Genomic DNA, 12,858 nt, shown 5'->3' on the forward strand with positions numbered 1-12,858 from the left:
CCGGGCTCGACGAGCGCAGCCGCTCCAGCCGCAGCCGCATGTCCCTGAGTGTGTCCGAGTCCGGCGTGGACGCCTCCGAGAGGGAGTCCTGGTCCGCCGGGAGGTCCGTGCCGTGCTCGGGTCCGGTCTCCGTGTGGAGGGGGAGGCGCTGCCCGTCGAAGGTGAGCACCGCGTCCAGGGCCGCCGCGGCCATCTCCTCCTCGGACGGTGCCGGCTGCGGCTGCTGGTCCCGATCCTCCGCAGGCCGGTCCTGCTGCTGCGGTGCGCTCGGGGCCGTGGGGGGACCGAGCAGGGCGGTGGTGTCGGACTCCGGGGGGAAACGCTGCGCTCCCCGGGCTTCGATCCAGGCGATGTCGTCGGGACCGCCCAGGTCCGTGTCGTACCGGAACCCTTCGGGAACGGCCGGGCCCACCGCCAGGGACCGTTCCATGAGCGATCGCATCAGCTCTCTGCGTTCTTCCCCGCTGAGCGAGGCCGCCTCCGGGTAGTGCCTGTCGAGCCAGCGGGGGCGTGGTGCCTCCTCCTCGTCGTCACTGACGTCGTACAGGTTCTCCTCGTCGTTCGCCGTGTATCTGTCGGCGGGGCTGTCGGCGCGCTCCGGGGCGGGGCCGCGACGGGTCTCGGCCTGGTCGCCGGGCAGGGCCGCCTCGTGCCGGGACGGCCCGTTCCCGTCCTCCCCCGTCGGCGTCGCCCACACCCTCGGTCTCCGGACCGTCGCGGACTCGGGCCGGGCGTGCGTTTCGGAGGAAGGGCCCGAACGCTGGTCCGTGTGGCTGAGGGGCCCCTTCGACTGGTTGCGTGAGTGGCGTTCCGGGCGGTTGTCGGCGGGAGCGGTCTCGTTGCGGGAGGAACCGTCCTGGCCTTGGAGGGCCCTGCCCATCACTGTGTCCCGTGCCAGTTTCTGCCGCGCCCGTTCGAGCACCTCGGCCGCGCTCGGCTCAGGTGCTTGCCTCGGCACGTCTTCCTGCGGCCGGTTGTCGCGCTCGGGCAGCTCGGTGGTCGCGGGGTCCGGGGTGTTCCGCTGCGGGGGCTGGGGAGGCGCTTCCTCCTCCCCGGCCTCCCGCGGCCGGATGTTGAGGGCCGAGCCGAGGGTGTCCAGGAGGTTCGGGTCGGTGTCCCGCTGTTCGGTGTCCTGCTCGGGCTGCCGGCCCTCCTGCCCGGGCTGCCGCTCGGGCAGCTCGACGGCCTCGGGGTCGGCGGCGGGGTCAAGGGCGTTCTGCTGCGGTGCCGGAGCAGGAGGAGACGACGGCTCCTCCTGGATGGTGTCGAGGGCCGGCGCGGTCGCGGTACGCGGCCGGGGCAGGGACGAGAGGTCGCCCAGGCCGTCGCGCAGTTCCCGGAGTGCCGTCACCCAGTTGCGTACCGCCTCGTCGAAGTCCTCCCGCCGGTCCTCGTAGGTGGTCTCCAGGTTCCTGTAACGCGCCTGGACCTGCGGGTCGTCGGGTGAGGCGATGCGGTCGGAGGCCGCTTTGTCCAGGGGCCAGCGCGCGTTGAGATAGGCCTTCTCCGCGTCTGCGAGCGACTGCTGGATCGCAGCGAAACGCTCGGTCAGGGGGGCGATCCGGTTGGCGTGGTCGGGCGTGATGATGCCCGTCCTCACCGCGTCGCCGTGGGAGATCCACCGGGTCGTCTTCACGGTGGTCCCGCCCTGCTGCCACCGGGCCGGGCGGGTCGGGACGGACGAGGGGGTGCTCCGGCCGCCGAAAGCGCCGCGCACCGCCCTGCCCGCGGACGCGGCCTTGTCCCCGACGTAGCGTGCCGAGCGCTTGTACCAGGGGCCGCTCAGCTCGGTCCTGGCCCCGATGAACACGTCGGTGTCCATCTCGACCAGGTAGCCGGGTCCGGTACGGACGCGGTCGGAGTGGGGAGGCTCCTTCGGCTTGCTCCCCCGTGCGGTGTCGCCTCCGGACGTGGACGATCCCGTGTTGTTGGCCGAGCCGTAGTGGGTGGCCGTCGTCGGAGGCCCCGTTCCGGTGCGTCCCGAGGGGCGCGCCTCGAAACCCATGGTCGTCGTGGACGACTCGTTGTGGAACGGGGAGAAGGTCCTGCCCGTCTCCGAGGAGTCGGTCAGGCGCATGCTCGGGTTGTAGTCCTTGATGCGCGCTGTCTCCGGGTGGGAGACGGCGCGCATCATCCACGTGGTCGGGCCCAGCTCGGGCAGTTCGGCGCCCGTCTCCGAGCCGGCCTCGGCGAAGGAGGCCTTGATGCCGAGTTCGGTGAGCGTCTGGTCGATGGCGTTGTTGCGGGAGTTCAGCTTGAGCTTGTCCGCCACGTAGTCGGCCGCCTTCCCGACGGCCTCCGGGGTGTAGCGCCCGTCGCTGACCGCGTCCGCGGGCGGGTTCCAGCCCCACGACTTCGCCAGGACGATCCGGCCGAGGTCGAGGATGTCCTTGCCCTTGTTCTCGACGGACGCGAGCAGGGTCAGGGCGTCGTTGAAGGCGTCTCGGGACCCCGGGCCCCCGGCGGGCGTCAAGGAGCGCGCCATGTCGGTCAGTGAGGCGTAGTTGTCGTTGGAGGGGTTCTCCGGAGCGGTCCGGTTCCCCGTCTGCTGTCCGCCGGGCTGTCCGTTGTTCCTTGAGGGGGTGGCGGTGTTGCCGTCGGTGGTCGTGCGGGTGGTGGTGTTTCCCCGGGGGGTGGTGGTGTCGCCGTCGGTGGACGTCCGGGGTGTGTCGTTCCCCCCGGTCGTGCTCGCTTCGTTGCGTAGGTCGAGGGCGAAGGCCGGGTACAGCTCCTGAGCCCGGCCCGAGTTCCCCGTACCGGTGAAGTCGCGCCTGCGCGAGCCCGGGGTTTCCCCCAGGAGGGAGTTGGCCCTGCCCTGCTTCTCGGAGATGTGCAGGTCGAGTGTCAGCCGCGTGTCGGACGACACCCGCGCGTAGGGCGTCTCCATGGTCAGCTGGGTGGAGCGCTTGTCCGTGTTCCGGACGCTCCCGCCGTCGCCGCGCGCGTTCGTCGTGGTGCCGTCGCCCTGCAAGCCCATCAGGTAGGGGCGGCTCGCCGGGGCGGTGCCCCCGGGCTGGTCGCCCCCCGACTGGGGCAGCGGTGTCAGGAGCGAGCCGTGGGCCCCGTGGAACGCGGAGCTCTCGCTGCCCTGCTGAAGCCTGTCCCCTTCCTCCGAACCCTGACGCTGTCGGTACTCCGTCTTGCCGCCCAGGTACTCGACCTTCGCGTCGTCCCTGTCGAGCCGCAGTCTCACGGTGGCGTCCAGGGACAGCGGCGTGCTCGTCGGGGCGTTGAGGTTCCCGATCGAGTGGTCGATGGGGCTGATCTTCACCGTCACCGGTACGCCGGTGTTGGGGTTGAGTCCGGTGTGGGACTTGAGGGCCTTCAGGATGATCTCCCGGCTGCCCTTGGTCAGCTGCCAGCCCTGTGAGGCAAGGTCGTCGACGAGGCTCTGGACGGCCTCGTCGGGGTCGACCGGATCGAGCATCGTGCCGGAGTCCTCGAAACCCGGGCGCGGTTTCACGGACCCGGGCGGCTCCGGTTCGGGCTGGGGGACGCGGACCAGCCCGCCGTCGACCTCCAGGACCCGGTCCTCGACCATGCCCGACGCGTGGGCGTCGCGGATGTGGATCAGTCCGGATTCCAGGTTGTCGGAGTCGGCCTGCCATCCCCGGTAGCGCGCGTCGCGGGAGAAGGTCGGTCCGATGCTCCAGTTCTTGACGAACTCCAGCGCCTGCGTGATGCGCCCCGAGGCGGAGTAGGAGTACGACATCGGGATCTTGGGGTGGAACTCGACCGACTCGTTGAACCGCGACGTGGGCTTGGTGAGGGTGTAGCGGTCGAACAGGCTCTTGCCCGCGGAGGGGCCGAGCTGGATCAGGGGGGCGCCCGCGGAGTTGGGCGCGGGCGCGGTCCCGCCCGCGGACTGCTCGGCCGGCTGTACGGGGTTGGGGTTGACGCGGCCTCCGCCCGTGGCCAGGACGGTCAGGTCGGTCCTCCTCCCGTCCCTGGAGAACACCTCCAGGGTGTTCTTGCTCTTGAAGACGACCGCGCCGTCGGACTGCTCGAAGCGGTCGACCGAGTCGATGTCGAGCCGGGTGGACGACGTCGCGCGGAGGTGCATCGGGGAGAGCGCGCCCCCGCTCGACTCCGTGCGGGTGCGTGCGCCGGTGGAGGAGCGCGCCGCCGGGTTGTCCGTGAGGTTCTCCGGGGAGAGCGCGTTCTCGTAGAACTGTCTGCTTCCCTCGCCCCGTCTCAGGAAGTGCCGCAGCTTGCGCTCGTTGCCGAGCCCCCTGGAGGGGCGCGGGCCGTCTGCGTCCCTCTCCCAGGGCGCGGTGGAGGAGAAGCTCTCGTAGGCGGCTTCGAGCAGGCTGCTCACCCGGTTGCCGTCACCGGTGGTGAACCGGGTGTTGACGTTCTCGACGGTGGCGGGAGTGCTGCGGAGCTTCTCGGCCCGGCGCTGTTCGACGGGGCGGGTGTCGGGGGTGTTCTCCGCAGGGTTCTGCCGCCCGGTGGTGTCCTGCGCGGTCTCGGTGTCGGGCGCCCGGGTGGTTTCGGTGTTCTGCTGCCCGGTGGTGCCGTCGTCGTTCGTGCGGGTGCCGTCGGCGCCGCCCGTGGTTTCCGTGGCCGGCGGTCTCCGGACGTCGCCGGTCCGGGAGTCGGTGTTCTGTCGGCCGGCGGTGTCCTCGTCGGTCGTGGTGTTCGGCCGGTTGGTGTCGGTGTCGGGGGCTGCTGTTCGCTGGTCGCCGCCGGTCCGGGAACCGGTGTTCTGCTGCCCGGTGGAGTTCTCCGGCGCCGGGGCGGGCGCCTGTTCGACCGGGGGCCGTCGGCTCTGCCCCCCGCCGAACAACCTCTTGACACCGCCGGTCACGTCGCGCGTCTTGCGGACCCTGTCCGGCGTCGGCCTGGTGGGACCGTCGATCATCTCCCTGACCTGATCGACCGGCAGCGGTCGGATCCGGGTGACCCGCGGGGCGGGGGCGGCGTCGTCCCGGCCGCCGCGTTCCCCGCCCGGCACCGCCTTGGCCGTGTCCATCGTGGCCAGCGCCTCGATCGGGCGGCTGAGCAGGTCCTTTCCGCGGTCGGACAGCGGAGTGTCGCCGCCCAGGACCATGCCGAGGTCGTCGTCCTCGTAGAGCCTCGCCCTGAACCGGACCCCGGAGTTCCAGACACTGGAGTCCTCCGCGTACTGGATGGTCCTCTCGCTCTGGGACTTCATGCCCAGGCCCCGGCTCTTCCCCTTGGTGTCGCTCATCTGGAGGGCGACCGAGAACACGCCGCCGTCGCTCGGGTTGCCGGACGCGTCGACGGCGTCGATCCGGCGGATGTAGCCGCCGGAGGAGAACCGGAGCGTCTTGCGCTTCTGCGAGCCCTCCGCGGTGGTGATCTCGGTCCCGCCCGCGTACTCGCCCCCGGTGCCCCTCGTGGTCTCTCCGGCGTGTCTGAGCGAGGAGAAGTCCGCGCTGATGCGTACCGCGACGAACGGGGAGCGCATCACTTTCTGGCCCGACTCGAAGAGCGCGCCGGGGTTGAACCTTCCCGTGTCGATCAGGTGGATGGGCCGGCCGTGCAGTGTCAGGCCGTCCGTGCCGCCCTTGAAATCGGACGCGGAGATCGCGTCCATGACCCTGTGGGTGTTGAAGACGGCGGTCTCGTGGTCGCGCCGGAAGGGACGGTGCTCGCGCGTGGAACCGGTGAACGGGCCACTGTTCTCGTGGCCGGGCCGCCGGGCGAAGTTCTTCGGGTCGCGCGCCATGTCGGGCAGGACCAGGCCGGGCAGCTTGTCGGCCAGCCCGGTCAGCACCTCGTGCGCGATCTGCTGGTAGATGCTGCGCTGCTGCCCGTCGACGTCGCGGTACTGGCTGCCGTCGGGCCAGGTGAAGTCGCGGGGCACGGCCCCGTGGAAGGTGACCGGGTGCTCCTCGGCCAGGTTCGGACGAGGGGGCCGCGGGTTTCCGGGCTGTTCGTCTCCGGACGGGCGCTCTCCGGAAGGCCGCTCGCCGGGCGGTCGTTCCTGCTCCGGCCCGCGCTCCCGTTGCTGATCCCGGCCCTCGTTCCCGGTGTCCTCGTTCCGTTCGCCGCCCGGCGCACTCCGGTTCCCGTCGTCCCCGGACCGCTGGTCGCCGGTGGAGTCGGGAACGGTCCCGGGGGTGTTCACCGTCCCGGGCTGCGTGTTGCCCCCCTCGGTCCGGACGGGCTCGGGAGGAGCGGGCACCTTGTCCGGGGGCTCGTCCCCGTTCAGGATGCGGGCCTCCTGGACGGTGAGGATCTCGACGGTGTCGCCCTGGAAGCGGTACACGTCGGGTTCGCCGTCGAAGTGCACGTAGTAGTTGCGCTGCACGTCGTAGGCGGACGACTCGGTCTTGCCGTAGTTCAGGCGGTTGACCGATCCCGACGACACCTGCGAGCTCTCCGCGGTCGACCGCCCCCGCACGCCCCCCTCCACCGCCAGCGCGTCGACGCGGGCCCTGTGGGTGCCGCCCACGGCTCCCGCGTCCACGCTGACGCCCGCGCCCAGGGTCCCGCCGAGGAAGTCGCTGTGCCGGAGTGAGCTGCCGCTCTCGTTCTCGGCCTTGTTGCCCTTGATGTACTTCGCGGGCTGGATGGTGTGGGACTTGGCGTCGTAGGCGGTGGGCACGGACTGGACGCTCACCAGCCGGGGCCTGCCCGAGGGGTCGCTGACGGTGAAGACCGCGGGCGCCGAGGTCATCTCCGACAGGTTGTTGCGGATGGACTTCTTGGAGAAGGACTCCCCGACCTGGTCGCGGAAGGCGTCCAGCTTCTGCTGCCTGCGCCTGTCGACGAACCCGGGCGTCACCTTGTCGACCGCGGACTTCCACCACCCGCGGTCCCGCTCCGGGGACCACAGGTGGTCGGCGATCCAGTCGGGGAAGGACTTGTCGGAGGACCCGTCGCTCAACCGGATGTCGCCGACCGACACGGGGTGCCCCTTGTCCGCGTGCGGTCCCACGGGCCTGTGGTCGTCGTTCCGGCCGCGCTGGTGGTCCTCGGTCGCGAAGGGGTCCCGCAGGCGGATCGTCTCCGGGCCGGTGTTGGCCACGACCTCGCCCGGAAGGATCAGGAGCACCCCGTCGGAGGACTCGGCCAGGGCGTTCACGGCCTGGTCCGGCGGGGTGCCGTCGGCTGGAGCGGTGTCGTCGTCGGAGCCGGTGCCGTTGTTCGGGTCGGTGCCGCCCGGCGGAGTGCCGCTGTTCGCCTGGGTGGTGCCGCCGGCCGCTGTCTGCCTCGGGACGTGGACGGGGGTCAGATCGAAGGACATGGTCAGGTCGGAGGCGTAGACCTCGGGCTTGCCCTTGATCTCGTAGCTGGTGTAGCTGTCGTGGACGCTGACCGCCGTGTCCACGGTCTGCCGTTGGCGTGTTCCCCCCGAGAAGCTGAAGGTGAAGCGGGGGCCGATGTCGGCGCCGCCCACCGTGCCGAGGAGCAGGGGGGTGACCTGGAACCCCACTCCGACGAACTTGGTGCCGCCGTGGTTGCCGCTGCCCTCGGCAGGGTTGGCCTCTCCTGCCTCGTCCACCAGCTTCAGCTCGGTGGAGGCCGTGCCCTGTTCCGGCTTGGTGGGTGCGTGGTGGAAGTCCCCGCGGGAGGAGCGCAGCCGCAGATCCGCCCGCCAGGTGGAGCCGTCCGCTCCGGTGACCGTCGTGGAGAACCCCTCCGGTCCGAAGAACACGCCCGTCTGCTTGCGCGCCTGGGCGTCGACCTGCTCCCTGACCGCGTCGCGCACGGTGGCGTCGACGTGTCCGGCGTCGTTGGCGAGGGTGTCGTCCACGAACGAACGCAGGTGCTCGGCGTGGACCATGCTGGAGTTGACCAGGTTGGACGTCAGCAGGTAGCCGAGGTCGTAGGGGGCGCCCGTCCGGTCCGGCCGCACGGAACCCGGGTAGTTCCGGGGCGCCGGCTCCTCCCGTGGCCGGGTGTCGCCGGTGTCGGGCTGCGGGCGCTCCGTGTCCGTGCCGACGGTGGTGTCGGTGTTCTCCTGCGGTGGCGGGGGCGGAGGAGGCTGTTCCGTGTCCGCGGGGGGCGTGGTGTTCCTGGTGTCCGTGGTGAGGTCGGTGTCCTCCTGCTGGGGCGGGAGCGGCTGTTCCGTGCCCGTGGTGTCCGTCGTGTCCACGGGGTCTGCGGTCTCCACCGTGCCCGTGGTGTCCACCGTCTCGGCGGGCCCTGCGGTGGTGTCGTGCTCGTGCTGCTGGGACGGGGGAGGCGCGCCCTCCTCGTGACCCCCGTCCTCGGTCCGTGTCCGCGCCTCCTCCGTGGGCACGCGCGTCTCGGCCTCGGGCGGCGCGGGCGGGCGCACCGCCTCCTCCGTCGTCTTCCCGGTCCCGGTGGTCAGCGGGTCCGGCGGTGTCGCCTGTCCCCGCGAAACGCCGGTCTCGGCAGGGGCGGCCTCGGTGGTCCCGTCGTCCGTGTTCGACTCGGGCGCCGACGGGGCCGGAACCGGTCGCGGGGACGGTCCGTCCCCGGGGCCGGAGGACTCCTCCCCGGTCACCGGTCCGCTCCGGACGGGCGGGGTCTGCGTGTTGAGGGCGCTGTGGAACGTGTCCAGGGGCGAGCCCGCCGCGGGGTGCGCCTCCGGCCCCCGCTCCGTCCGGTCGCCCGGGGGTGTGCCGGTCGCGGGGCCGGGGGCCTCCGCCAGGTCCGGCTCCGCGTCGTCGGGGTCGGTCAGTCCCAGTCCACGGGCGAGGGGATCGAGTTCGGCATCGCTCATCCCGGTGCCGTCCCCGTCCGGGTCCCGTACCTCTCCGGCGATGTCGGTCACGGCGAGGACGACGGGGTCGCCGGAGCCGACCGGGGCGGAGAGCCCCATCGCGTCCATGCGCATGTTCAGTCTCATGCGCGCCGTGGAGCCCGGGGGGGTCAGGTCGGCGATGGACCGCGCCCGGGCGAGGGCGGCCGCCGTCGCGGCGGCGTCGCCGAGGGAGGCGGTCACGTCGCCGAGGGCGATACCGACGGCGATGCTCGCGGCCACGTTGACGGTGCGGGTGAGGCTCTCGTGCCGGTCGGCCGCGTCCTCCGCGGCCGTGATCGCGGCGCGGCGCCGGGTGTCCGCCGTCTCGGCGGCCGCGCGCGCCTCCTCGACCCGGGCCTCGGCACCGTGTCCGGTGGTCCGTGCGGTGCGGGCGGCGATGTCGGCGGCCTCGTAGGCGATGTGGGAGGCACGTTCGGCGTCGTCGCGCGCGGTGTCGGCTTCCGAGACCCGTGTGAGGGCCGTGTCGCGCTCCCGTGCGGCGTCGGTGATCCGGTCCGGGTTCTCGGGGTCCACCTCGGACGGCTCGGGGATCGCGTCCCGGGCCGCGGCCGCGTCGGCGGCACCGCGCGCGGCGACGCTCTCCGCGGCGGCGGCGAGGTCCGCGGCCAGGGCGACCGTGGCCGCGACCGCCTCCGGGTCGGTGTCGGAGATTTCCGAGGCCAGGTCCCCCAGCCGCTCGGCCGCGTCCCGCAACTGTTCGAGGCGGCCGATCGCCGGGGTCCGGCCGGGGCCGTCGGCATCCCGCAGAGCGGAGGCCAGGTCCGAGGTGAAGCGTTCCGCCGCCCCGCGTATCCCGGCCAGGGCCGCTGCCGTGTCCTTCGCGTCCAGGGCCCGGTCGATGCGGTCCAGCACCTCGCCCGTCCAGGCCGGGGCCGTGGCGGCCCCGCCGTCGTGCGCGGGGGGCAGGATCTCGGCGTGGAAGAGGTAACCGCGCCCCCAGGGCTCGACCGCGGTGATCCGGTAGCGGGTCCCCCGCGCGAGGATCACCTCGCGCTCGCCGGGGTGTTCGCTCCGGTCGCCGACCCACAGCCCCCGGGAGCCTTCCGGCACGGTCAGCCGCATCAGGTCGATGGGGGAGCCGCCCGCCGCGGACGGAGCGGTACCGAGGGAGATCGAGAGGTACCCCTGTTCCACGTGGGTGGTCCCCGCGAGGGTGCGGGGATCGGTGCTGCCCTCGCCCAACAGGTGCCGGTGGTGGTACATGCCGTGCACGGCCTCGAAACCCTCGGGGAAGGGTCGGCCGGTGGCGCGGTCCAGGCGCCGGAGCAACGCCAGGACTTCCGAGGAGTCGGGGAAGTGCGCCGGTTCACCGCGCAGGGCGAGGGAATCGGCGATCTCGCCTGCGCGTCCGGAGCGCTCGCGGAGGTTCTCCAGCGCCGCCTCCGGGTACCGGTTGCCGAGGACGCCTTGCACGATCCGCTCCTGCTCGGGGCTCAGTCCGCCCCGCTCCGCGGCTTCCTCCAGCCGTGCCAGGTCGGGCCACCGGCCGCCGCCGATCTCGTAGACCTGCCATCCGGGGTGGGCCCGGCTCTCGTTCCGGATGCGGTCCAGCTCGGCCTGCACCGTCGCCTCGTTCAACGGACTCAGCCGCGCGAAGCGGTTCAGCCAGGGGGAGCGGGTGTAGGCGGAGACCGTGTCCTGGGTCGCGGTGGGGAGCACGTCGAAGGCGTTGGGGTTGTAGCCGGGGTCGTGCAGGAGGTCGCCGTAGCGGTCGGCTTCGGCACCGGTCGGTAGTCGGCGGATCGTCCCGGACCCGGACGCGGCGGGACCGTCGTTGTCCGTCGCTGTCCGGCCCGGCGTCGACGACTCCCCGGACTGTTCTTGCGGGGCCGGTGCGTCGCCGTCCACCAGCGCCGTGTTGACGGTTTTCACGGTGTCCGGTGCGTCGTAGGGGGAGGGGCCCCGGTCCGCGGGGTCCTGCATCGCGTAGCGGACGTAGTCCGTCGTGAGCTGCCCGCCGGGCTGCCAGAGCCGGGCGCGGACCGGGTCGTGGCGGTCTTGCAGGTGGCGGCCGATGCCGCGGGCCAGGGACTCGGCGTCCCGGACGCGTTCGGCAGGGACGGACTCCCCGCTCAGCGGGACGCGCCTGTTGGAGGGGTCGGAGACGGTGTACACCAGCGCCTGGGCCAGCGCGCGCGCCTCGTGGATGGAGCGGTTCTCCGGGGCCGGGCCGTCGACCGGGCGCAGCAGCCGCCAGAACTCGGCCCCCAGCGCCCGCGCCCGGGGGATGTCCTTGTCCGCGAGGGCCCGGGTGAGTTCGGGCAGGCGCTCCAGGACCGACGCGGCGCGGGCGTCGGCCCCCGGGTCGATCCCGGGAGCGGTGGGGTCGGTGCGCGTGGCTCCGGGGGTGGGGGAGACGCTGTCCGCGGCGCGCTCGGGGCCGACGGCGGGCGGCGCCGCAGGCACGTCCGTGTTCTGGGTGGGGGTCGGAGTGCCCTGGGTCGTGTCGGGTGTGGTGGCCTCGGTGGCGGGCGGGGCGTGCCCGGCGCCCGGTGCCGGCGTCCCGCTGTTGGGCGGGGTTGTGGTCTCCCGGTTGTCGGCTGTGGCGGGGGGCTCCACGGTGGCGGGGGAGGGTGGGCTGTTGCGTCCCGGACCGGCCTGAGCGTCGGTGAGCGGTTGCGGACGGGGCCGCGGTGTCTCCGGGTCCTGTGGGACACCGTCCGTGTTCCGGGACAGGGCTGCTTTGGAGGTCTGGCCCTCTCCGGCGGGGGAGTCCTCGCGGCTCTCGTTCCCTGACCGGTCCCTGTCGTCTCCCGACCGTTCACCGCTCTGCTCGCCCGACCGGTCGCCGTCGTCGGACCGTCCTGTGCCGTCTCCGGCCTGGTCCTCGTCTCCGTCCTGGGGGCGGTCGTCGTTCCGGGGGGTGTCCTCGCCGCGCTGGTCGGGCTGTTCGCCGTCGCGGTCGGAGGGGGCGTGCCCGGTGTCCTGCGTGTCCTGGGGCGGTGCGCTCTCGGAGGTGGTATCGGTGTCCTGCTGACCGTCGCTCTCGGTGACGGGAGACGGGGGCAGCGGGACCTCGGCCGGTGAGGTCTGCTGTTCGGGGTCGGAGGTGCCGTGGGGGACCGCACGCGATTCATCGGTGGCGGTGGGGCCGTCGGTGGTCGTGGTCTGCGGAGCGGGCGGGGTGCTCTCGGTGGTGACCTTGGGGGCGTCGCCGGTTGGGCGCTGCGGGGACGGGTCCGGGGTGCGGGTGCCGTCGGTGCGCTGGGACGGACGTCCACCGTTGTCGCGTTCGGTGGGCGTGGAGCGCTGGCTGTTGTCGGGGGCCGGACCCTGCGGTGCGGTGGTCGGTGGTGGAGCTGCTTGGCCGATCGGCGCGGCCACGAGGGGAGGGGCGGTGTGCTGCTCGGGGGCGGGGGGGGGGGCGGGGGTGGAGCGGTCGGCCTGGTTCGTGTTGCCGGTGTCGGGTGTGGTCTGGGTGTGGGGTGTGGTCTGTTCGGTTGCGGGGGGCTGGGTCGCCATGGGGTTGTCGGGGACGATGGCGTTGAGGAAGTTGACGGTGAGGGGTCCGTCGTTCATGCCGGGGTGGAAGGGGTCGTTGCCCAGGCCGGGGTGTTTGGCCTCGTTGGTCCCGAAGGGGTCCTTGGCGTCCTCGGGGGACTTGAAGGGGTCGGGGTAGGGGGCGCGCACGTCGTCGTCCTGGTGGACGCGGACGGTGTCGTCGTTGGGTTGGTGGCGGTCGCGGTCGTCGGCGTCGCCGAAGTCGGAATCGGTGTCGGAGTCGGTGTCGCTGACCAGGTCGGGGACGTCGTCGATGTCGGAGAGGTCGTCGCGGTCGCCGCTGTCGTGTGAGGCGGTGGCCGGGGGGCCGTCGCGGTCGGGCCGCCTGTCCTGTCCACGGCCGTCCCCGTCCCCGCGGTCGTCTTGTCGCGGGGGTCCGTCGCCGTCGCGTTCGGGGGACCGGTCGCCGCCCTGGCCCGGGAGGTCGTCCCCGCCCGTCCACGGGCCGGGGATCTCGGGGCCGGTGCGGTGGTCGGTTCGGTTACCGGTGCTGTCGGTTTCCGTGGGCGGCGGGTTGGTGATGTTTGGTCTGTCTTTGTCGCTGAACAGGTCGAGGCCGTGCAGGGCGCCGTCGGTGGCGCCTTGTTGGATGCCGGCCTGGGTGGCGCCGGCGGTGGCGGAGTAGCCCGAGGCCTCCCAGCCGCGTCCGT

General features: G+C 72.8%; 1 protein-coding gene. It reads right to left on the minus strand.

The genetic code is table 11. The features are described from left to right. On the minus strand, nt 1-12,858 hold a 12,858-nt coding region (locus ACFQBR_RS33290; RefSeq protein WP_378554967.1), incomplete at both ends, for an ADP-ribosyltransferase.

Source organism: Nocardiopsis tropica, from assembly GCF_042660575.1.
Lineage (GTDB): Bacteria > Actinomycetota > Actinomycetes > Streptosporangiales > Streptosporangiaceae > Nocardiopsis > Nocardiopsis tropica.